Genomic DNA, 21,700 nt, shown 5'->3' with positions numbered 1-21,700 from the left:
GACTCGAGGTGTGATAGCTCCAGTCTCCTAAATCCGCTTTGAATGGACAACCTCCCGAAAGCTCACAACTAGAGCCTGCGCGCTCCGAGTACGCCAAGTGGCGGAAACGCGAAGCTTTCATCTCGCGCAGCGTTGGAGCCGGTTGCGGCAATGGTATCTGCATCACGTGCCCGGGTCTGGTCCGAGCGATGAGTGCGGCCGGAAGTGGTTGTAATCGTCGGCCCAGCAATGGCGCTTCGGGCATAATCGCAGCCGAGGAACAGGCTTTGGTTGACCATCTCGTCCCGCATCCGGCCGTTGATGGGGAAGACGGCCCCGCTCCGAACCGGTTGGTCGTATGATGATGCGCCAACTCAAACAGGAGCCACTGATATGATCGCCAGCACGATAGGCCTTGATCTGGCCAAACATAACTTTCACGTCCATGCGGTGGATGCCGACGGTTCAGTGATCAAAACCGCGGCGCTCCGGCGAAGCGAGATGATCAAGTTCTTTCAGCGTGCAAGGCCATGCGTTGTTGGTGTCGAAGCTTGTGCCACGGCGCACTACTGGGCTCGGGAGCTGATGAAGCTCGGTCACGAGGTTAGGTTGATACCGCCTTCGTATGTGAAGCCGTTTGTACGGCGCGGCGCGAAGAATGACGCCGCGGACGCTGCAGCCATCTGTGAGGCTGTTCGGCGACCCGATATGCGCTTCGTTCCGGTAAAGTCTGAGGCTAACCAGAGCTTCCTGATGCTACATCGAGCTAGAGGTCTGCTGGTACGGCAACGGACCATGACGGTATGTGCGATCCGCGCTCATCTCGCCGAATTCGGAATCATCTTCGGCCAAGGTCGACAACGCATCGAGACCATAATGCCGATGATAGAGGAAGTTGCGGCCTCGTTGCCAGAACATGCTCGGTATGCGTTGACCAGCTTGATCGGATCTGTTGGCGAGTTGAACAAGCAGATCGACGGGATTGAGACGAAGCTAGCGGAAATCGGTCGTTCAGATCCGGTCTCAAATCTGCTTTCGTCGATCCCAGGGGTCGGCCCAATCACGTCTACGGCCATCGCCGCCACCATTCCGGACGCTAGGATGTTCCGCTCCGGTCGAGAGTTTGCAGCTTGGCTGGGCCTGACGCCGCGTCAAAACTCCAGTGGCGGCACCACTCGATTGGGAGGGATTACGAAACAAGGAGATGCCTACCTGCGTCATCTGCTCGTAATCGGCGCCAGGAATATAGTTCGGTATCCGAAAGCTCGAGCGAAGGTCGGGGGAGCTTGGATCGAAGCTTTACTACAACGACGACGTCCTATGATCGTGGCCGTCGCCGTGGCTAACAAACTTGCTCGGATCATCTGGGCGATGATGACAAGTGGAGAGATGTTCAGGGAGGCACGCGTCAAGACAGCATAGACAGGAAACCTCAGCGAACCGGCGTAAGGTGCAGAAGCAACAGATGGTCATCCAGCGGAGCTGGGGATCGAGCAAACCCGGAGAGCTTTAGGCGCCGCATTCAAGCGCGACCCGTTGATGAGGCCTCGATCCGCGTACTCCATCAGGGCCAGCGACCATGGTCTCGGTCGCAGACAAAGGCCGAATACATGAACGCACCCGAATGATGACCTAAACTTGCAGAAAGCCTCTTGCGCCCGCGGGGCCGTCTATACATGAAGCTCTCGACATTAGCGTTTTGCATCGGCTTCCCGGCGTGATGCCGTGCGACTCGACACTATGATCCTTCGACCTGGCAAGGATGGCATTCGAGGTGAATTCCGTGCCGTTGTCGGAGACGATCATCCCCGGTTTGCCGCGCCGTTCGATGAGGACCGACAGTTCGCGAGCGACGCGACGACGCAAGATCGAGGTGCACGGGATCGCCGCCAGGCATTCGCGGGTCACGTCTTCGACGAAGTTGAGCACGCGAAACCGCCTTCCGCAAGCGAACTGGTCGTGAACGAGATTCAGCGAGCTTCGGGCATTGGCCTTCGCTTCGACCAGGATCGGGCCACGCGTGCCGACAGTGCCGCCCCGGCTTTTCTGCTTGCGAACGGAAAGTCCTTCTTCGCGATAGAGCCCGTAGATGCGGTCGACCCCAACGGCGCTCCCCCCCCCCGCCGAAGCCGCCGGTCGCCGGTCGCCGGTCGCGAGGTCGCGCAATAGGGCGACTTCTTTATGATGTGGGCGCGCCTGCCCGACCAACGCTTCGATCTTTTGTCGCGCGTCATGCATGACCATGCACTCATCGGCGGCTCTAAACTGCGTGATGTCGTAGAGACAGTTCGGTTCTGCGACACCCAAACGATCGAGCTGCGCGAGCGCGCCGACCGTCCGGCGCGGCAGGCAACGTTGTGCCTGCGCTTCGGCCAGGCGACGATCAGGCGACCGCAAAACCTGCGCGAAGAAGGGCTGCCCGACGGGGTTAGGCTCAGTTGGGTCGAGGTCGTCGAACCGGACGCACCCGACGGTGTCGAGCCCTTGCATTGGCTGCTCTTGACCACCCATGCGCTCTCCAGTGCGACTGACGCCTGGCAGATCGTCGCTTGGTACAAGCAGCGCTGGATGATCGAGCAGTTCTTCCGGGTGATGAAGACGCAGGGCTTCAAGATCGAAGACAGCCAATTGCAGTTAGCGCCGCGGCTGGAAAAGCTCGTCGCCATCGCCGCCAAGGCCGCGGCAATCGTCCTCCAACTCGTGCAGGACCGCAGTGGCGGCGATCCTCACCCGGCAAGCCTGGCAGTCAGTCCCCACGAGATCAACACGCTCGCCGCCCTCGAAAGCCGCTTCAAGGGCAAGACCAAGCTGCAATCCAATCCCCATCCCAAAGCTTCGCTCGCCTGGGCCGCTTGGATCATCGCCAAACTCGGCGGCTGGAACGGCTATGCCTCCTCCAAGCCGCCTGGACCCATCACCTTCTTCAACGGACTCAAATACTGTGCCGATGGCTGGGCCTTGCGAGATAGGTATATGCCTCAGTCGTTCGGTGGAGAAATGTTCCACTGGATCATTTGCTTTTGGTCACGAACAAAATCCAGCGACCAGCGGGCAGAGCCTTCGCGTTGGCCAGGATCGGTGCGCGCGTGCCTGCAAGTTCGCTTACGGAAGGGGGTTTCGCGTGCTCAACATCGTCGATGACGCGACGCGAGAATGCCTCGCGGCGATCCCCGGACACCTCGATCTCCGGTCGTCGCCTCGCTCGAAACTCGCAATGATCTCTCCGACAACGGCACCAAACTCACCTCGAATGCCATTCTTGCCTGGTCAAAAGACCATAGGGTCGAGTGGCTCATTGCGTCACCTCGCCCAAGATAGCGGTTGATGAATTCTCCCAGTGTTGTGGAAGTGCCGCCGCGAATCAGCCCCGTAGATTCCGGCGCTGCGGATGGCAGCAGGTAGTTGTTCCTATTGCGTCCTATCCATGCGGCGCCATCGCCCACTCGCGATTAGCCGGCACAGCCGGCCGCCTTGCGATTTGCCGCGCCGGTGCCAATGAATTGATGAAAGGCGGCTGCCATTTCGTGCGAAGACTTCGCTCCTGGTCTTGTTCGTGCGCGACCTTGGGCGCGTTCGTATTGAGATCACGGTCTACTGTTCCCCTAAGAGGCGTCATTTGGCTCGGGAGCCAGACGGTAACCGGCACAATGCCTGCGACAAGCCGCCTTTGAAAGTTGGTGTTTTCCAAGAGGTTAGCTTGGTGGTCAGCTGACCACAACCGAAATCCTCAACGGCAGGAACAACGATCAGCCGCACTTACCCAGCCCTCAAACCGCCTTGCCCATTGGCCTTCAACAACGCCATTATCATCGGGCCAAGCGAGAATTCACCGCGCTCACTTCGGCGCGTTAGATCCCGCAGATAGCCTCCAGGAGAGTTGATGAAGTTAGCCCTTTCCAGGATGCACGCAATTGCCACCGCAGCATTCTCCGGTCCTAGCGCCTCGCAGGCATCCTGGTAGGCGGAAGGGCTTACCCCCAGCATAGATCGAACCACCACAGCGGCAGACATCAGATCTCGCCAGCTTCCCACGCCGCGCGGTGCATAGTCGCTGATCATCGGGCACGCCTTGAGCACCAATCCCAAGGGGAACGCCCTTTGCGATTCATTCTTCGGCTGAAGGCTCAAGCTCGCCTTTGCCCCCTGCTCCTTTTCGGAGCGTGGTTCAGATTCATTTATGGATTCGGGTTTTGAATTCTGTATGTGCTGCTCGATATGAGCAGCATTGGTGCTAATTTTTTCAGCATTCTCGAGGTTTTCCAAACGATTAAGCACTTCCTCACGGAGCATCTCCATTTCATTGAGAACGCTAGTGACCCCTTCAAGGGTCGGAACGCGCGGAATTCTGCTCGCGAGCGCAATGTAGATGTCCTCGGTCGTCTTCCAATCGCCGTCGGCGCCCTCGACCATTGCAGCAGTAATAAGTTTGCGAACATCCCGCCGGCAAATTGTAAGGCTCTCTTTGGCTTTCCTGAGCGAGGCTCTCTCGGCCGCCACTCTTTGCGCCAACATCGCCAACTCTTCCGATCGCGCCAGGAGGGGCGACAGGTCGAAGCCAAAAGCATTCTCGATCTGGCCATCGTCGCCCTTGCGGGCGAAGCGCTTGCCATTGGCGCTATCCTTACGGACGATCAACCCCGACTCCACCAGAATGGCAATATGCCGCCGCAACGTTGCGCCCGCCATTGCATGCGCCCGAAGCGCCAGTTGGGCATTCGAGGGGAAGACAATCAATTGTGCATCCTGACGCAACTCATTGTCAGGATAAAAACTCAAAAGTGCGTCAAGAACAGCCAGACTGTTCGACTGGATCTTGAGCAGTTCCATCGCGGCGGAAGCGTCTCTCAACACTTTCCACTTATCGGCAGCTTTTCCATGCTTGATTTCCATTGCCGCCTGGCGCCGCACGAGCGCAAGCGTCATTGGCCGCCGCCCGAACGGCGTCGCTACATTCCCCGACTGCATTGTCTCTCACCTTTCAGCAGGCAAAGGAAATTCGCTCACCAAAACGGCGCCAAAGACTCTTGACGAGGATTCGAGGAAATGCGATTCTGTTCTTGCTACAGAGACAGAAGGGCTTCCACGACGGCGACGTTGAGGGAGCTCTTTTCTTTTGCGGGTTACACTCCCTGTTTCCGTTGATGCTTTGCGCGATGCTCCTGGTAAAGCGCCGGCAAATGCTCGAGTACGAAAGCCGCGAAATCCGGCGTGGCTTTCCTGTCAATGGTAATTTCTAGCTTGCTCTTGCTCTGCGTGACCTGCGCAAGCCTGTCGCCATCGGGGGTCGACAGGACGTCTGGCAACCCGCGCGCAGTCCGACGCGGTTTCAGATGGTCGATCACTGCCTTGAACCGTTCCGACGACGGCAGCGCCTGCACCTCCTCCGAGGCAGCATATTTCGCAGCGCCTGCCGGAGGCGATGCTTTCTCAACCAGCTCTGCCAATTGCTGCCAACTTGGGCGTCCAACGCCTGGAGCGGCGCCGATGGCATCGATCAATTCAGAGGGGAGGGCGTCAACAAGCAGGAGCATCTTCGACAAGTTGCTTTTATCGATTGACATAGCCGCGATGACGATTTCTCGTGGAAACTGCTTGTTTAGCTTGTGTGCGAAACGTGCCTTTTCGATGAAGGTGAGGTCTTCGCGCTCATTGTTTTCCTGACCCTGTGCGACAACCAACTGCTCGTCCGTCAAGTCTCGAACAACCGCCTTGACCGGCAGTCCTAGCTCCGAAACGGCGCGCAGCCGGCGGTGTCCAAAGGCAACTTGGTAGTGCGCGGGTTTAACGGGATGAGGTCTCACAAGGATTGGGACCTGCTGTCCTTGCTCGCGGATGGATGCAAGAAGTCCTTCGATATCACCTTGCATGCGATCCTGAACGAAGGACGGCTCGATTGACGACGCGTTCAGTTCAACCACGGCCTGACCTTCGGCGAGACGCCGCTCGATCTCCTCGGCACGACCAAGACGATCATTTTGCTCGCGCAACGCGTTACCGATGTTTGCAGTCAGCTTCGTCGCTGGATCTCGTTCTTTTCTGGTCACGCCGAGAAGCGGCATGGAGCGAGTCTTTGCCGCTCTGTGTTCAGCAGCTGATGAGCTGTCGGGCGCGTCCGTGGTGACGTCAAGGAGGTGCTTCCGACTCATGTGGTTCTACCCCATGCTTTTTTGATTAGAGTTTCGATCTCGTCGTTGACGGCGTTCATCGCCTCTAAGGCCCGATCATAGGTCGAGCGCGTGAACTGTCCGCGCTCAACCTCAAAGAGGGTTTGATTCGTCAGGCCAGCGTCCGAAACGGCGGTCGTCTTGAGCATCGGAAAATTGAGGACATTTTCGCCGAAGATCGAACGCAGATAGCCCACCATCTGGTTCTGCGGGCCATCGCTCGGTTCAAAACGAGTGACGAGGTAGCGCATCCAATTGAACTTGAACTGGGCGCCTGCGTTCTCGATTTCCCGAAGGAGATTCGAGGTCATCGCCAGAAACTGGTTCATCGACATTACATCCAACATCTGGGGATGGACGGTGACGAGGATCGAGGTTGCGGCGGTCAGAGCTGAAAGCGTGAGATAGCCAAGTTGGGGAGGGCAATCGATAACGACGACATCGTAGTTGTCCGCGATGTCTTCGATGACCTGACTGATCCGACCGTAAAAAAGCGTGTCACCTTCCTTCCGGTTCATAAGCGCGCGCGGGGTATCGTGCTCAAACTCCATCAGTTCAAGATTGCCAGGAATTAGATGAAGATCCGGGATGTACGTTCCTCGGACAACCTGCTCGATTGGGACCTGCTCGTCATCATACCGGATGGCGCCATAGAGTGTTTCGTTCGGACCAACGTCAGTTTCTGGCTGACTGCCGAAGAGTGCGGAAAGGCTTGCTTGGGGATCAAGATCAATCGCGAGAATCCGGTAGCCACGCATTGCCAGGTACTGTGCCAGATGCGCGGCTGTCGTCGTCTTGCCCGAGCCGCCTTTGAAATTCATCACCGAGACGACTTGAAGCTGCTCCCCCGTGCGACGATGGGGCAGGTAGCGCCGGTTCCCGCGGCCAATCAGGTCCAGGTGCTTACGGATTGAATGAATATCTTCGATCGTGAACGTGCGTCGACCGCCAGGGCTCATACTAACGTGCAGTTCAGGCATTTCCGAAGCAGTTTGTCTAAGATAAGACTCACCGATGCCAAGCAATTTTGAGGCTTCTGACGGTGCAAAGGATCGAATGCCCTTTTCGGACGTCGGCGGGAAGACCTTGAGATGATGTGCTTGAAGTTGGCTGGAGAGAGCGTCAGCATGACGCTCCATCAATGCGGTCAACCCTTCGACGACCGGCGCTGTGTTTGCTGCGGTTTTCGCCATCTCAAAATCCATTTCCTGCAAGTGGCGGAACTTTTCGCGAAACCGCTAAAGTTCCGCCACTAGCTATTAGAGCCGATTCTGCATTTTGAGCAAGGGGTTTTAGGTTAACGAAAGGCTAACGTGGATAAACCCGGAACGTAGAGTAAATGGATTTTTCCGTTTATATCCTGCAGCTTAGCAAGACCGCGGTACCGATTGGTCATGGTGTGTTTTATTGTGAATCCTACAAATGTGCCCCGGCGATTTAGACGAAAAGCAGAAGACCTCGGCAAAGTCGGTGATCCCCTTGCCGCGACTCACTCGCACAAAACCGTAAGCATTCGACAACGGACGCCCGATTCCAATTCGTGCAGAGTTCCCGGCGCCTAACGGCGGCGGAGAAATTCATGCAGGTATTCGCGATCTCGACACCAAAAATTTACTACGAAGCGTAGCTGCTTCAGGACGATCATAGGCTACGTGCGAGGATCTTTTCCACTCGCACTTGGGATGTAGAAGTAGTCGACGAGTGCGAGGCAGATGGGGTTGACGCTCTCGCCCCGACTGCCATCCTGGATGTCACCGCGGCTGGACCACTTGCAGGATGTGCACGCGATTTGTCTGCGATGGGACCGACCATGCTGGTAGACGTATTTCCGTCTCTGCTCCCGAAGGGCCGCCTGAACGCCAATCCCCTGATGGTCTAGAGTTCTCGCTTTTGCGTCGACACCTCGAAGAGTGGAGGGGAGGGGAGGGGAGATGGTTCCGTTCACGAGGCAACGCTGACCTTGTTCGCCGGCATCGTAGAATGGTGCCTGGGAGGTGGTCTCAGCGAAGTCGTTGCGGTAACGGATATCAGGTTCGAGCGAACTCTTGCTAGCGTCGAATGGCCTCTCCCGCGCTTGGGGCAGCCAGAGAAGATCGTTGCCACCACCGCCATCGCAGGCACGCGTCCAGCAAACGCTGAGACCTTTCTGATGTTGCGGCCGCCCAACTACCGATCTAGTTGCCGTCATCCTTCTCGGTGCGACTCGGATTGTTGGTCTGTTCGGTTCGAACCGGTGCGCCACGAAGGATGAAGCTTTGGACGATGTGGCGATAGGCTCTTAGGAGGGTTCGCGCGGGCAGATGAGGGAAGGCGACATGGCATCTTCGCAGAGATGAGGATGCATCGAAGAACGGGCTGGTAAACCGCGGCTCGTGTTTGAGGCTGGTGGCATTGACGCGGCCCAAGCGCTCCACTCTACCTTCAATAGTTTCGTCGCTCCTTGCGCAAGGGAACACTTCTGCCGCTTGAAACGTCCTTTGCCGTTTGCGCCGACGATATCTCCGAGAAGCTTGTCAAGACCCAGGACATAAGCAAGCCCGCCAGCAAGGCACGTGATTTCATCAGCTTTCTGACTGCCGCCTGTGGTTGTTGGCTAGATTCTGGATGCAAGTAAGTGTACATATTAGGATAGTCGGTGTGTCGGGGAGCGAGAGGTCTCGTATGGAGGTTCGTGGACTCGTAATTACTTGCCCCCGCAAGGTTGAAGAATGGACATTGTCGGTTCCACTCGCCGTATCGTCCGAAGTCGGTGTGCGGATAGAGTTGTGTGGACTCTGCACACCGGAGCAACGCGTTTATCGGGGCGCCAAGCCGACTTACCCCTATTGGGGCGGGCACGAGTTGTCAGGCACGATCGTGTCTCTGCCGGACGATGTACCGGATGGCCTGCGCGTAGGAGACCGCGTTGCGGTGCTTTTAATGCGCAGATGCGGCCAATGTCGTGCCTGCCGCCTCGGACTGGACAACCACTGTGCATATTTAAATCCTAAAGCGAGAGGAGGGGTGCCGCAGGGGCCGGGGGGATTGGCCAATTTTGTGGGCGTACCCGCCTATCAGGTTTTTTCCGTACCTTCCTTTTTGGCTCCCGAGCGTGCCGCGTTAGTTGAACCTGTCGCCTGCGTGGCACGCGGCATAAATAGGGCGCGTGCAAAGGCTGGAGACACTGTGGCCGTCATCGGCGGAGGCACGATGGGCCTTCTCCATTCGATACTTCTGACAACCAAAGGATGCGACGTTTACCTTTTCGATGACGACGTGGCAACGCATGGGCCTGTGATGTCGACCGGCGCCCATGCAACGGGGTCAGTTCATTCTCTGTCTGATCCGAAACTCGTCGAGAAATTAACGGATGGCTGGGGCTTCGACTGCATCTTTTGCACGCGCTTCGGTGTCAGAGGCATTCAGGGGGCCATAGCTGCGGCGTCACGCGGTGCCAGGATTGTACTCTACCAATCGATTCCGACGTCCGATTTGTTATCGGTAGGCGCTAACTTTCTGCATTACCGGGAAATTGAACTGATCGGCACCATAGCCCAAAGCGCGGACGACGTGAGAAATGCCATTCGAACCATCGTTGAACACGCCGCACGCTTCGACGTGCTGCAGGTCAATCTTTGGCCCTCGTCAAACGCCCAAGAGGCATTCGAGCAGGCGCTCGATCCACGTGTTAATCGCGTGATGCTAGATTTCAGGTAATGCTTCTCAGCGTGCCTGCAGCGCGCCTGCAATTTCGTTGCCGATCGAGACTACTTCGACACTGTCGGGGAAATTGTCGGTACGTCCGACGCTGTCGGTCACAACGATGCGGTCGATCTGAGACCGTCCCCAGTTTTCGTTCAGCGACGGCGTGAATATGGCATGGGCTGCGGCAAGGGTTATCTTGCGAGCGCCTGCCGCTTTGAGATGTGCGGCGGCTGAAAAAGCCGTCTGACCACTGTTGATTTCGTCGTCAATCAGGATGATCGTCCGGCCAGCAACGTCCCCCAGAATCTCGACGCTCTCCCGAAAGTCATCATCGTCTCTGCGGTGCTTGCGCATGACAGCGAATGGGCAGCCGAGCAGGGCCGCCAAGTGCTCAGCTCGCTTCGCTCCGCCGAAGTCCGGTGAAACGACCATGTCGCCATCGACGGCCGCAGAACCGAGATGGCGAACTAGGGCGGGAGCGAACTGAAGATTGACGACAGGACAGGCAAATGCGGCGCACAGCTGAGGAACATGGAGTTCGAAAGTTATCAGCCGATCTATACCGAGCGTTTCGATAATCCCCGCAAGGATTCGCACCGGTACAGGTCCGCCGTCGAAGGCAGGGCGATCCGAACGCGAATATGGGAGGTAGGGAAGAACAGCGGTAATCGTGCGGGGACCCCGCGCCCGCACGGCACCAAGCGCTAGGAACAACTCGAAAAGACGATCATGAACGCTGTCAGGAAATGTTTGCACGACCACCACATTTCCGCCAAGCCCGCCGTCGCGCGGAGTGACAGCCATCTGGCCATTGCTGAACACCTGCGTGTTTAGGATCGTTATTCCTGACCGCGTGAGGGCCCGATGGACTGTTGACGCAAACTTTGCAGAGGTTTCGGTTGCTGCGATACGAAGGTCGTTCGCCGCAGGATCTGTACGATATGGTGACTCGGGCGCCATATTTACGCCAGCTCAAGATCGTTAACAGTGGGAATAGACAGCAGTTTGGGCAACACGTCGCCCCAATCATGTTGAAGTGGTACCTCGGTTTGATCAGGTCGAATGAGCTCTAGGAACTCGGACGGTATGTCTATCCCACAGATGCGCTTCATCTGCGTCAGGACGAAATATAACGCCGGCCTCATCTCGTATTTGTAACCTATCGCAGCGACCTCCGCCCAGCTAATATTCGCCATTTCTTTGTGTAGAACCGCATGAAGATCGCCGAACATCAATAGTCGAAGCGAATTATAAAGGAAGGCCTCGTGATAAAGCCTGGCCGAAAGGAACCAGACGGCGCCAGTCGCGGATTGGACCTGCAATATGCGGCCTAGACCGTTTGCAAGACGCACGCCTGACCATATGTCTTCGACATCGATGCCGACGGAGAGATTTACATGCATATCAATGAAGATGGGCATGTGCAGCTTCTTCGCGGAATCGATGTATCCCTTTACGTGGCGGTAGCGCAGCTGGCGTGGCACCGCGGGACCAGGGAACGGAGATTCAACGGATTCTATCCTTACAAACACCGGCAAGGAATAGCTTTCGCGGAAGGTTTCGTCATCGAGTTCCTTTCGTTCCGGATGCCAGTTGCCATTTGAAGGGTCGAAAATACCGTGCCGGTAGCCGAGATCGAACATGAGCCGCTGCACGCGCTGCGCGTCAGCGGGCTTGACCATGATGTCGAGATCGGTCATCGGCCGTAGGAGTGGATCGGGATAGTGGAGAAGCGCGAGATCTGGTCCCTTCACCAGGAACCAGGCGATGCCGGCCCGATCCAGCGCATCCATGATTTCTGGCAGATTGCGAAATTCGAGTGCGGACCTGACCTTTGACATGACAGTCCAGCACTGAACGTAATGCGCCGCCTCAGTAGGCAATAGTGTCAACAAATCGAGGCGGCGCAAGTGATTCTCAAGCAGCGGCACCGTCCGATTATGCTCGGCGCGCCATACCACATAGGGCCAGTTGACAGGCTCCTTGCAGAGACGAACCAAACGCTCTTCATCCTCGGGTCGTAGGTAGGCCCGGCAGGTGATCAGCAAAATAGAGTCTTCTGGTGACAACCGAAGCATCGCGGAGACTCCTGATACGGCTGCGTGATTTATTTCGAACTTTCCGGGCTGCCGAATTCGGCTAGTGTCTGCCTCAGGTCGGCGAACTGTTGTTCGAAGGAAGCGAAACTCTGGTCGACGTTTTGTCCAAGCAACTGTTCAAGGCTGAGCGTTTCTTCAGCGCGTTCCTCTTGTCCAGACATAAGCTTGTAAACCGAACTTACCGGCAGCAATCGCGACAAGAGTTCACCACCGCGGCCCGTCTGGGCGCTGTCCCGAATTTGCCGGATGCAACTTTCGGCAAGCAATCCGTCAATCACGATTACCAGCTTGCCATCCTCTTCGTCAACGGCGTAGCCAAACAGTCGGGAACTAGCCATTGCCGCTACCTCTGAACCTTCTTGAGGTCTTCCACTTCACTGCGTATCTGCAGCAATTGTGCCTGAGCCGAAAGAAGTTTGGCGAATGCGGCGGTAACCGCCTTTGCCGATTGTGTGTCGGAACCAGTCATCCTAACCGGTCCTCGCCCAATGCGGCGTCCTACAAGACCTGAATCGGCGGCGCGCGGCCAATTGGCTTTGCCAAATTTCTTCGAGGCGGTTATATCAACGTAGTAGTCTTGTAGTTCGCCGTTAGCAGCGAGTGAGCCGGATTTCGACCGTTGCGATCTGCGTGACACCTTTAGCGATTGCTCTAATTTTACAAGGCCAGCCGTCAATTGCTGAGCTTGGTCATCCAAACCCGCCTGCAGCCGGGCGAGTCCTTCCGCGAGACGAGAAATCACCTGGGCTTGCTGGGCGGCTGCTTTGTTGCCGGATCGTATCGCGTTGTTCGCAAGTGTGTGCGCCACACCCGCCGCACCTCGGAAAGCTCTGCTCATCCTCAATCCTCCACGTTATTTTTGTTGACCTGGTTAAATTACGTCGTCGACACAGCAATTATTACGTCGCGCCTCCTGCGTTAGTGAGTGTGTTGCGCAGCAGCCGCGATTTCCTCCGAGAAGTTATAGACAGGAGCTTCGGCGGCGGGCCGACGCTCTTTCGCTATAACTCCGCGGCGGTAGGTGGAATCTTTCGTCGGGTCCACCAGGGCGTACTCCGGAAAACCTCCGTTATTGTAAAGTTCCTGGCACAGCGGATAGGGCGCGTCCTTTTCACCATAGTGCGACCAGCTACTCATCTTGCAGACGCCGCGACAGACTGGATAAAACACGCAGTTGCCGCAGACGCCCTTAACCTCGCCACTCACCACCTCGCGTAGCTCATGGAAGAACGGGCTGTTGCGCCAGATTTCCATCAAGGGCATTTCGAAGGCATTGCCGGCGATCATTTCCGGATCATCGTAGGAGGCACTGCACATCGAAACTTGTCCGTTCGACAGTATGCCCAGTACGTTGTCGCCCCAACCGCAAGTATGCACGCCGTTCAGATACTTGAGAGGCATCAGAGCCGGCGGCAGAGTCATGTATGCAGCGCCACTCTCAAAATGGGGAGATTTCAAAAGATCGCCTATCAGTAGCTTGCATTCCTCCAAGCTTATCGCATTGTCCTCATGGCTGCGCGCGTTGCCCATCGGATGTATGTTGAGCAGCGTCCGATGCTTCTTGATGCCCCAGCCGAGCACCAAATCTATAATCGAAATCACCTTGTCATAGTTGTTGCGATAGGCAGTCGTCGTTACCACCGTAGAGATGTCAGTTTTTCCAAGCCGCTGCAGGACAATCGCAGTCTTGGCGAACGCACCCGATTTTGCTCTGAAAGCGTCGTGCGCCTCTGGGTCGAAATGGTCGAGGCTGATGAAGACCGTCAAATTGGGGAGCCTACTTAGCTGCTCGATCGTGAACTCGTCAAAGAGGGTTCCATTCGTCTCGAAAACCAGCTCCTTCAGCCCACAGGATGCGAGATATTCCATGACTGCCATGAATTCCTTGTGAACCATCGGTTCACCCCCGGAAACCTTAACCTTGCGCAGCCCATTGGGTAGTGCTTGCTCGATCAGTCCTTGGATCGCCTCCAGGTTGAAATCAATGCCCTTGGCCTTGGGCCCGACGCCTGCGATATAACAGTGGTGGCATCCCAAATTGCACTTGCGGGTTAGAAACAGATAGATCGTTTTAATTTCGTTTTCCGAGACGACTCGTTTCGAAAGTTCACTTGTGACGAGGGCCTGTAGCGTCTGACTGGCTACATGCACGTCCTGCGGTGTCGAAAGCCAATCAGGGGTATTCATGCGCTTGCCTCCTTACGTCTATGTTGCTGCGCTAGCACGTCATCGCACTGATCACTGGTGCGTCGTCCAATTGACGCCTGCCTTTCAAAACTTCGATTTCGAGTATGAATGCGTATCCGGCGATCTCTCCGCCTTGGGACTTGACAAAATTCCCAGTCGCCCGAGCAGTGCCACCCGTCGCTAGAAGGTCATCAGCAATCAGGCATCGCAGGCCGTCACCGATGAGGCCGGCAGTTACCTCCAGGGTTCCGGAGCAGTATTCACAGCTGTATTCAAATGAGAGGACGTCCCCCGGCAGTTTACCGGGTTTCCTTACCATGATGAAACCGCAACCGAGCCTATCAGCCAATGAGGCGCCCAAGATGAAACCACGCGCATCAACCGCCAAAATGGCATCGATTTCTGTTCCCGACACTTGGCTTGCGACGGTAGAAACGACTTCGCCCAATGCACCTCTACCAGCCAGCATAGGCGCTATATCCTTGAACAAGATCCCGCCTATCGGAAAGTTAGGAAATTCTCGTAATGCTTCTACACCGGATTGGTTAATCCGTGACGCCCCGCTATTTGGAACAGCTACAATCATTTTACTATCCCCCACATGTAACCATCTAAGAGCCTCGTAAGGTGCGATGGCCTCGCGCACTTTGTGGCCAGCCACCAGATGAGGCCCTGGCAAGCTTATCAGCGGCGGCCGCCGCCGCGCCTACCACGTTCCTCCGGGCCGGCACGGGTCCGCTCTCTGACCAGATCACGCCGGAATTCGCCAGCGCCGCGAACAGATGAAACATCAGTCGGCCGCATAATGTTGTCTCCTCGAAAGCGGCTCCGATCATGATTCGTCCAGCCCTGATCTTAGTGCCGAGTCAACTTTACGTCGCTTTGGGGTTCGTCAGGACCTTGTCAAAAGCATCCTTGACCGGCTTTGAGATTTCCTCCACCGCCCTGCTTGAGAGCTCCCGGACTTCCTTGGCGTGCTGCAAACTTGTCTCAACCCGCTTGCGGAAAAAGGCCGACTGCTGTTCGAGGATCTGCGACGGCGAATTCGCGCCCAGCAAAGCTTGCAAATGTGAGAAGCCGGCCTCGGCGTCGGCTTGCAGTGCAGCGATCGTCTTCCACCACAATTCGTTGCCGAATAGACTTGTCGTTTCGAGGATCGGAGGCAGCATTTTCTGTGTCGCTTCAGCGCCGGACGCAAATTTCAAAAGAGCCTCTGTCACCTGCTTGTTCCCCTTTTCAACGGATGCGCCGAACTGATCTGGCACCTTGAGCGGCGATGACCCCGGGTTTTCGATCGTTTCAAATGATCTTTCGGAAATCTTGGTCATTGCATTTTCCTTCTCTTTGAGTTGGTTGCAAGCTGTGACATCGGGATTGACCCCTTCCGCCGGCGGACTATGCATGGCCGCTTTGGTAGAACGCGGATCCGATGACGAACGGTCAGGTGGCCTCCGTTCCGTTCGTTTCATGAACCGGCATCATGCAGACTGCTTTCTGCCGCTTGTAACCAGGGATCAGCAAACACCATGCCAACTGCTCCGACGCGCCAAGAAGATGATTTTCGTTTATCGATGGGCGGGTTGAGGGCAGGTTGATGTGTATTTGGCGGAGAGACCGGCGAACAAAACGTTCCAGTCACGACAAATCTGACAAAAGTGGCGAATGCCCGACATTTGCGAAAAATGTCGACGGTTGCGCTGGGGACAAGGGAATTCACGCGGACTTCAAATCGCGCCAAGGATCATGTGCCTGTTCGTGGCTAAGGGGCGTTACTCGACTTCTCGTGAACGTCCCTGGCGGTCTTATCAACCCTTGTCCTGGTTCCTGCTTTGCACCACCTTCCGCTTGGAGCCATGAAGAGGGTCGTTGTTTCGATAATTTGAGGATGGGCTGCTTGGCGATTTGTTCGTAGCCCAGCTCGGGTCCATACGTCTCGGTACGGTTCGCCTGCCTATCCTGTTCACGGCACTTTCGAACATAAGACCGAACGTCATCAGAGCGATCGCTGTGATGCGCAACATATTTCATTTGGTACGACGTTTGCTGGTGATCGGTGACGCTGGTTGACCATAGGCTCTGATGCCGATCTCGTCGGACAAGGACGCAATTGAAGTCAACTACGGAGGTTTTCGGGACCTGACACGATGATTGGTTCGGTGCATGCGGAACGCTTGGCGGCACGAGGATGACACCGAAAAGTACGTGGGGTCTAATCAATGGAGTGAAAAATGAAAAAGTATGTTTGCGAATTCTTCGGGACCTTCACACTTGTCTTCCTCGGCTGCGGCACATTGCTTTATATGCGTCAAGAGGTGGGCCTGTTGGGTGTCGCTTTAGCCTTCGGGACGACCGTGGTTGCAATGGCCTACACGATTGGCCCAGTCTCGGGCGCGCATCTCAATCCGGCGGTCAGCCTGGGTTTCCTCGTGTCGCGCCGATTGAGAGTGTGGGACTTTCTCGCGTATGTCTCCGCCCAATGTGCAGGAGCTATCGCGGCGGCAGGCACGCTCTACCTTATCGCTATGAACAAGGTCGGCGGTTACGATATCACCCTAGAAGGTTTCGCCCAAACCGGCTGGGTAGTCTACGGATGGAGAGCTGCGTTCCTATTCGAGTTTATCGCCACGTTCCTGTTCGTAACTGTATTCCTCAAATGCACGGCTGGACGCGGCGCTGTTGCACGATTGGCGATTGGACTTGCCTTAGTTGCGATCCACCTTGGCGGTATCACCGTTTCGGGTTCTTCTGTGAATCCAGCACGATCGATCGGCCCAGCACTTTTCGCAGGAGGGGCGGCACTCTCTCAACTCTGGCTTTATATATGTGCGCCAATGCTCGGCGCTATTGCGGCCGGCCTTCTTCAGCTCAGGGGGATCGTCGCGTCAAGCGAGCCGCAAAGTCTGCGCCAATTTGAATCGCGCGAAATGACCAGCGACATATCCAGCCCGGTTTCATTCTTTCGCCACCGAAGGAGAGGTATCCCAAAAAGGGAAAGCCACTGATCGAGGAGGGGGTCTCGACCTTGACAGGGGAGCGCATCCCCAGACACTGGCCGTTGCATCCCGCATATCTTGACGCTTACTGCGATCTTCCTACGGATTGGGACCACGGTCGTCTCTGACGTATCGACAAACGTCGCATACGGATCGACAATGGCAGCCCAACGTCCAGCTATCATTGGCGGCGATCCAAAACGGCGGCGATCGCGGCCAAAGCCTCGTGTATCGCGATACTCACCGACCTTCCGCTCAAGGTTGTCAAGGGTCCGCGATACTCATCCATACCGCAGATGCGTGTCATTAGGAGCATGAATTTTACAATGGTGAGGCTGCCATATAGGACACGTTGGGCGGCGGATCTAATGGAGCAAATCTCCAGCGTCCGGGGGTTGCGCTGGGGTGCCGATCCACACCCAAGCGCCGGTAGGTGATAGACGATACCCACAGCGGCTAGGAGCCATTGAATCGGCAATATGTTCTTTTGATACGGTGTCGCGCAAGTTTGGCATGGAGAATCATATGCAATCGCAACAATAGCCGAGTGCAGAGTCAAGCAGCGCTACTTGCATACGCGCAAATGTCCGTTAGAAGATTTCGACGACGTGGCAGCCCAAGCAGTTGCGCGGCAGCGAGTTTAGGCGGGGCGTACGTTGCGGCGAAAAACAGCCAATGGACACGCCGAAAACGGCTACTGGGCCTAAGTCGCCACGGTCGCCCTGTGAACTTGGAACCCAGGCAAATTGTATGACCGTTGGCCGTCGTTCAGCATGCCGAAGTCGGAGCGCTGATCGGAAGCTGGATTAGCCTGCATGATGAACGAGAGGTTGGAAAATGCCGCTTTCAAAGGCTCCCGTAGGCATCGTGAGATGTTGAGAATGCGAGCAAGAATTGTAGGTGGAAAGACAGTGCCTGAGGCGCCAGAGGCCGACGATCGCGATCTAGCTTTAGACTTCGCCAAAGGAATACTCATTGTCTTGGTGATTTTCGGTCACCTGATACAATATATCTTTTACGAGGGTGATGGCTTCTGGGATTCGGCATGCTTCAAATCGATCTACATGTTTCACATGCCTCTCTTTATGGCGATAAGCGGATATCTCTCTAGATCAGGGCTACTAGGCAAATCGTTCAGGCAAGCCATCGGTGATCGCGCGCTGCAGCTCCTGGTGCCGACGCTGTTCTGGTTCACCCTTTTGGAGGCAGTCAAATTGCTCATGTTTCCCCGGCCGCCGGACGCACCTGGCAACCTGTTGCAATTCATGCACGATTTCGTCGGCACATACTGGTTCATCTGGGCTGCGTTTGCTTCTTTTCTTTTGGTCAAACTTATTTCGATCTTCAACTCCGGGTCGGCACGCTCTTTGCTTGTCTCATCCATACTGGTCGCAGTTGCCCCCGTGACGTTTTCTATATTCCCTCTCATAAAGTACACCTATCCCTTTTTCTGCATGGGATTTTCATTTGCGCAGTCGAGAGATTGGTGGACGAGCATAATGCGGTATCATAAGCCACTCCTGATGATGTCCGCCTCTATCGCGGCTAGCTTGTGCTTCATGGCGTGGCGCGAGGACACCTATGTCTACAACAATCTCGCCTTAATCCAGGATCTGCAGTCGGCAAAAGATATCCTTCTGATGTTTTTTGGCTCGACAGTGGCCTCTGCAGTGATGATCGAGATTCTGCTTCAATCCTGGAAATTGGACGCTCGAACCGGGTGGTTCGCTTTATCGCCGTGGAAGTGGGGCAGAGCACGCTCGTGTTGTACCTGGTGCAGGCTACGGTATTCCGTCTCATGGATTTGATACATTACGGAGAACAATGGGCTCCCACAATGAGGTCTGGCGCGGCGGGAATTCTCGGGACGATGATCATTGCCGTAGCACTAGCAGTTCGCTGGAGCGTGCGCGACATTCCCTATCTGTCCCAGCTCATGCTTGGAACGCCACCCCGCCTCGTTCGTTTGCCGAGCAATCCTGCGAATAACTAGCGGTGTTCAATTCTCAACCTAAACTTCGTCAGCAAGCAAGCATGCCAAGGCACGCGTTAAGGGGCCCATTTTTAAAGGATCCTTTTGCACGAAGATCGGCTGAGGTCCGACTGATGTGCCAATCACGTATCGAGAATCCGCAAACCCCTCCGCGCCCAATGCTCCGCGACGACGCGGGCGCTTGACCCCCAGGGTATCGACTCCACCCTCTTTGAGGTTGCCAAAGATTCGGTTTGCTTCGCACTTGTTTGGGGTCCGCTTGCCGCCAGGTCCCGTTGTCCCTGCTAAAATCGCGAGCGTTCGCTAAGGTACCAGAAACGCTTTTCCGGCCTGTGCTAAGCAATGACCGGAAACAGCGAGTATCGCCTCAGCGGTCACACCGAGGCAGCACTGCTCCATGACGGCCGCTGCCACAGTCATCCTCTTGCCGGCGCCGACGGTACCGGCCAGCTAGGTCGTGCCGGCAGCATGATCCCCCGGGTGCCGTGTTCTGGTGCGGATAGAGAGTGAACGCGGCCGACGCACGCCGGCAACTTAAGATACACGCCGCCGAGGCGCCCAGGGGCTGGTTGTTGAAACGGTCCTAAAACCTTGCGGCCGGTCGATCCGGTGGGCATCGGACCAGGACCCGGCCCTGAAGGGCCATCTGATCTTCGTGAGCTTCCCCTTTGCCGGCTACGTCTAACAGCCGTTCACTGTGGAAATTCAGAGCGTTGTTGAGCTGTCGCCGGCGTCGCGGGGGCCTATGCCTGCATTCCATTTGCCCGCGGCATTCCCCCAAATGACGGCGCTAACTGTCGAGGAAGGGAGCTCCAGCCAGTGATGCATGCGGGTCTCGGAGTCCATCACTGGGAGGCGCTGTGATCGCCAAGCAAAGAAGATCGACCGGCTGCACCTCGGCAAGCGGCCGGACATTGCGCCCAATCCGCGAATTGAGAGCGGAGCGGCTTCGGCGGGTGTCATTTGTTGCTGACGTGGCCGGAGAATAGGTTCCGCCGCTGCACCGGGATGCCATTTCTTCGATCCCCACCGCGTCTTGTCCGGTTCACGACAACGTTGTCCTCGATCAATTCTTCATGGGCTAGCTAAGAAGCTGGAAACAATACAGATGCCGTGTTCCGAACCTCAGCGGAGGAGACTGGCATGAGTCTTGAACTCCCAGAACTACGCGGCGGGCAATCGCCTGGTGGAACGTGTGGCGTCCGGTCGAAGTCGATTTGAACCTTGAAGGGAAAATACATGGCAGGTCTGCATCAGTTCGCACGGAAAAGGGGGTATCGGCAAGTACACGGCCTCTCAAGATACTCTCACTGTCCTTGTCGACCTCGAAAAGCTGATTCCACCCCCCGCCTGATCCTCAATTCGAAAGCCCGAGACACGGTTTTACACCTGGCGGCGAATAGGTTGGTTGAGGGTGGAGTTCGCGGCGAAACCTACCGCCACTGGACTATCGCGACGGGAATCTCGCTTGTGAAGCGCTTTTCGTCAAGCCCGCCAGCGTTGCCCGCCGCTTGCCGTTGTTGTTGCGGCCGCCCCGTTTCGAGGGGCCATGTCATTCGTCCGGGCCAAGTTGCGTCGCCACAGGTCCCATCTGCCGCACCATTTTAAGGGATGGTGTTACCGGAAGCGGGTGTGGCCCTTAGTCAAACCGCATCCAACACTCAGGAGGATTTTAACTGATGTCAAACGTCACCCCTGTCCCCAACAATGCTCGATTAGATGAGAAAGATGCTCTCGCCACGCCTTTCATTAAGTGCCTCTTGCGTCTGATGCGTGCTCAAGACACCTTTGAATTGTGGCAAGAGAAATCGGACACCGATTTGCTCTGTGATTTCATCGTGACGAGGCAGCAGCGTAGGGCGATTCCTCTCATCGGGGGACCTGACCTAGAGGTGCAGTGGCGGCTTGAGATCTTCTATGCCGCCGTAGCACTTGCTATAGAGGAGCAGTCCGGACTGATGGCGTCACCGGTGTTGACTGTGAACCATGAGGGATTCGGTCGGATATTACTCACGGCGGGGCGGCTCGTAGTACTCTCGAAGACGCTCCGCGACGTACATCGATTTGGCTTCGACAACCTCCAAAAGCTCGCCGAGGCGGGAACTGGCCTGGTCGATAATGGCTTAACAACAATTAAGACCTATTCAGATGTAGCGCGCGTTTAAGTGCGGTTGAAACGGCTCATATAGGGCGGAATTCTTCGCTAATCTGCCCAGCAATCAAGCAATCCGGGGGTGTGCCCTAGCGTTCTTGGCGCGGGGGGGGGGGCGACATGGAGGAACCTGCATGACAGTGCGTTCACTACTCACTACGGCTCCTCTTTGGCTCCGGCGTATCTCACAAGCACTGATCAAGCGACGTGTATTGGCTGCGCCCCTTGTTTTCTGGTCTGCCAGTGTTCGGCAGGAAGGTAGGTGGTTGGCCTTCAAATGACCTGCCACTGAATTTTCATCCGGCGGCGATTAGAGCCTCGGCGGTCTTGAACCGCTCCCAAACGTTGGACCACCGGATGCTAGAGTTTTCCGGCTTCATTCAGGGAGGCGGGCTGGTTGCGCCTCCCGAATTCACCAACGAGATCGGCACCTTGTTGCCGATCGCACC

The 21,700-nt window shown here is 56.2% G+C and carries 15 protein-coding genes and 5 pseudogenes; 8 read left to right on the top strand and 12 right to left on the bottom strand.

Annotated elements, in window-relative coordinates:
• Window positions 1–68: 68 nt before the first annotated feature.
• Window positions 69–302, bottom strand: a pseudogene (locus CO666_RS34795) (integrase core domain-containing protein); the annotation flags it as partial.
• A gap of 70 nt (window positions 303–372) precedes the next feature.
• On the opposite strand from CO666_RS34795, the gene CO666_RS31880 reads away from it, so the two are divergent.
• Entirely contained in the window at window positions 373–1,401 is a 1,029-nt protein-coding gene (locus CO666_RS31880; RefSeq protein ID WP_037175911.1) for an IS110 family RNA-guided transposase, read from the top strand.
• 256 nt (window positions 1,402–1,657) lie between these two features.
• Here the strand turns inward: CO666_RS31880 and CO666_RS31875 are convergent.
• Window positions 1,658–2,082 (bottom strand): annotated as a pseudogene (locus tag CO666_RS31875) (DDE-type integrase/transposase/recombinase); the annotation flags it as partial.
• 78 nt (window positions 2,083–2,160) lie between these two features.
• On the opposite strand from CO666_RS31875, the gene CO666_RS31870 reads away from it, so the two are divergent.
• Window positions 2,161–3,120, top strand: coding sequence for an IS4 family transposase (locus CO666_RS31870; RefSeq protein ID WP_041684010.1), 960 nt, complete (start codon window positions 2,161–2,163; stop codon window positions 3,118–3,120).
• Window positions 3,074–3,285 (top strand): annotated as a pseudogene (locus CO666_RS31865) (IS3 family transposase); the annotation flags it as partial. The gene CO666_RS31870 and the pseudogene CO666_RS31865, both read left to right, overlap by 47 nt.
• 450 nt (window positions 3,286–3,735) lie before the next feature.
• On the opposite strand, the gene repC reads toward CO666_RS31865, so the two are convergent.
• From repC to repA, 3 genes are all read right to left on the bottom strand, one after another.
• A complete protein-coding gene (gene repC / locus CO666_RS31855; protein WP_097603683.1) occupies window positions 3,736–4,944 on the bottom strand; it encodes a plasmid replication protein RepC in 1,209 nt (402 codons plus the stop codon).
• Window positions 4,945–5,099: 155 nt separating this feature from the next.
• Window positions 5,100–6,125: a plasmid partitioning protein RepB gene (gene repB, locus CO666_RS31850; protein ID WP_004672729.1), complete on the bottom strand. Its 1,026-nt coding sequence runs from the start codon at window positions 6,123–6,125 to the stop codon at window positions 5,100–5,102.
• A complete protein-coding gene (repA, locus tag CO666_RS31845; protein WP_011053501.1) occupies window positions 6,122–7,336 on the bottom strand; it encodes a plasmid partitioning protein RepA in 1,215 nt (404 codons plus the stop codon). The genes repB and repA overlap by 4 nt, the downstream gene beginning before the upstream one ends.
• 434 nt (window positions 7,337–7,770) lie before the next feature.
• Between repA and CO666_RS31840 the strand changes: the two are divergent.
• A pseudogene (locus CO666_RS31840) lies at window positions 7,771–8,394 on the top strand (acyl-homoserine-lactone synthase).
• 353 nt (window positions 8,395–8,747) lie between these two features.
• On the top strand, window positions 8,748–9,839 hold the full coding sequence (locus CO666_RS34950; protein WP_309506636.1) for a zinc-dependent alcohol dehydrogenase: 1,092 nt from the start codon (window positions 8,748–8,750) through the stop codon (window positions 9,837–9,839).
• Between the two features lie 6 nt (window positions 9,840–9,845).
• Here the strand turns inward: CO666_RS34950 and prs are convergent, their stop codons facing one another.
• From prs to CO666_RS31800, 7 genes are all read right to left on the bottom strand, one after another.
• Entirely contained in the window at window positions 9,846–10,787 is a 942-nt protein-coding gene (gene prs, locus CO666_RS31830; RefSeq protein WP_011053499.1) for a ribose-phosphate diphosphokinase, read from the bottom strand.
• A gap of 2 nt (window positions 10,788–10,789) precedes the next feature.
• Window positions 10,790–11,905: a nucleotidyltransferase family protein gene (locus CO666_RS31825; protein ID WP_004672715.1), complete on the bottom strand. Its 1,116-nt coding sequence runs from the start codon at window positions 11,903–11,905 to the stop codon at window positions 10,790–10,792.
• A gap of 29 nt (window positions 11,906–11,934) precedes the next feature.
• Window positions 11,935–12,264, bottom strand: a complete 330-nt coding sequence (locus tag CO666_RS31820) for a hypothetical protein (RefSeq protein WP_004672714.1) — start codon at window positions 12,262–12,264, stop codon at window positions 11,935–11,937.
• Window positions 12,265–12,269: 5 nt separating this feature from the next.
• Window positions 12,270–12,764 carry a hypothetical protein gene (locus CO666_RS31815; RefSeq protein ID WP_004672713.1) on the bottom strand — a complete coding sequence of 165 codons (495 nt, stop codon included), beginning with the start codon at window positions 12,762–12,764 and terminating at the stop codon, window positions 12,270–12,272.
• 80 nt (window positions 12,765–12,844) lie between these two features.
• Window positions 12,845–14,113, bottom strand: coding sequence for a radical SAM/SPASM domain-containing protein (locus CO666_RS31810; protein ID WP_004672712.1), 1,269 nt, complete (start codon window positions 14,111–14,113; stop codon window positions 12,845–12,847).
• 31 nt (window positions 14,114–14,144) lie between these two features.
• Window positions 14,145–14,699, bottom strand: coding sequence for an adenine phosphoribosyltransferase (locus CO666_RS31805; RefSeq protein ID WP_004672710.1), 555 nt, complete (start codon window positions 14,697–14,699; stop codon window positions 14,145–14,147).
• A gap of 286 nt (window positions 14,700–14,985) precedes the next feature.
• Complete coding sequence (locus tag CO666_RS31800; RefSeq protein WP_041684036.1) at window positions 14,986–15,441, bottom strand: phasin; 456 nt, start codon at window positions 15,439–15,441, stop codon at window positions 14,986–14,988.
• A 900-nt stretch (window positions 15,442–16,341) separates the two neighbouring features.
• Here CO666_RS31800 and CO666_RS31795 point away from each other — a divergent pair.
• From CO666_RS31795 to CO666_RS31775, 3 genes and pseudogenes are all read left to right on the top strand, one after another.
• Window positions 16,342–17,115 carry an aquaporin gene (locus CO666_RS31795; protein WP_004677031.1) on the top strand — a complete coding sequence of 258 codons (774 nt, stop codon included), beginning with the start codon at window positions 16,342–16,344 and terminating at the stop codon, window positions 17,113–17,115.
• Window positions 17,116–17,987: 872 nt separating this feature from the next.
• A pseudogene (gene nolL, locus CO666_RS31790) lies at window positions 17,988–19,099 on the top strand (nodulation factor fucose acetyltransferase NolL).
• A gap of 1,679 nt (window positions 19,100–20,778) precedes the next feature.
• Window positions 20,779–21,264, top strand: a complete 486-nt coding sequence (locus tag CO666_RS31775; RefSeq protein ID WP_004677039.1) for a NifX-associated nitrogen fixation protein — start codon at window positions 20,779–20,781, stop codon at window positions 21,262–21,264.
• Window positions 21,265–21,700: the final 436 nt, after the last annotated feature.

Source organism: Rhizobium chutanense (genome assembly GCF_002531935.1).
GTDB classification, from domain to species: Bacteria; Pseudomonadota; Alphaproteobacteria; order Rhizobiales; family Rhizobiaceae; genus Rhizobium; species Rhizobium chutanense.
Note: the sequence above shows the minus strand (reverse complement) of the source record. Positions and strands in the feature narration are given on the sequence as shown.

Bases quoted from the DNA above. Each gene is read 5' to 3' on its own strand.
- CO666_RS31775 (WP_004677039.1), top strand. From the start codon at position 20,779: ATGTCAAACGTCACCCCTGTCCCCAACAATGCTCGATTAGATGAGAAA.
- repC (WP_097603683.1), bottom strand. From the start codon at position 4,944: ATGCAGTCGGGGAATGTAGCGACGCCGTTCGGGCGGCGGCCAATGACG.
- CO666_RS31800 (WP_041684036.1), bottom strand. From the start codon at position 15,441: ATGACCAAGATTTCCGAAAGATCATTTGAAACGATCGAAAACCCGGGG.
- CO666_RS31825 (WP_004672715.1), bottom strand. From the start codon at position 11,905: ATGCTTCGGTTGTCACCAGAAGACTCTATTTTGCTGATCACCTGCCGG.
- CO666_RS31810 (WP_004672712.1), bottom strand. From the start codon at position 14,113: ATGAATACCCCTGATTGGCTTTCGACACCGCAGGACGTGCATGTAGCC.
- CO666_RS31880 (WP_037175911.1), top strand. From the start codon at position 373: ATGATCGCCAGCACGATAGGCCTTGATCTGGCCAAACATAACTTTCAC.
- repA (WP_011053501.1), bottom strand. From the start codon at position 7,336: ATGGCGAAAACCGCAGCAAACACAGCGCCGGTCGTCGAAGGGTTGACC.
- CO666_RS31870 (WP_041684010.1), top strand. From the start codon at position 2,161: ATGATGTGGGCGCGCCTGCCCGACCAACGCTTCGATCTTTTGTCGCGC.
- prs (WP_011053499.1), bottom strand. From the start codon at position 10,787: ATGGCGCCCGAGTCACCATATCGTACAGATCCTGCGGCGAACGACCTT.
- CO666_RS34950 (WP_309506636.1), top strand. From the start codon at position 8,748: ATGCAAGTAAGTGTACATATTAGGATAGTCGGTGTGTCGGGGAGCGAG.
- repB (WP_004672729.1), bottom strand. From the start codon at position 6,125: ATGAGTCGGAAGCACCTCCTTGACGTCACCACGGACGCGCCCGACAGC.
- CO666_RS31815 (WP_004672713.1), bottom strand. From the start codon at position 12,764: ATGAGCAGAGCTTTCCGAGGTGCGGCGGGTGTGGCGCACACACTTGCG.
- CO666_RS31820 (WP_004672714.1), bottom strand. From the start codon at position 12,264: ATGGCTAGTTCCCGACTGTTTGGCTACGCCGTTGACGAAGAGGATGGC.
- CO666_RS31805 (WP_004672710.1), bottom strand. From the start codon at position 14,699: ATGATTGTAGCTGTTCCAAATAGCGGGGCGTCACGGATTAACCAATCC.
- CO666_RS31795 (WP_004677031.1), top strand. From the start codon at position 16,342: ATGAAAAAGTATGTTTGCGAATTCTTCGGGACCTTCACACTTGTCTTC.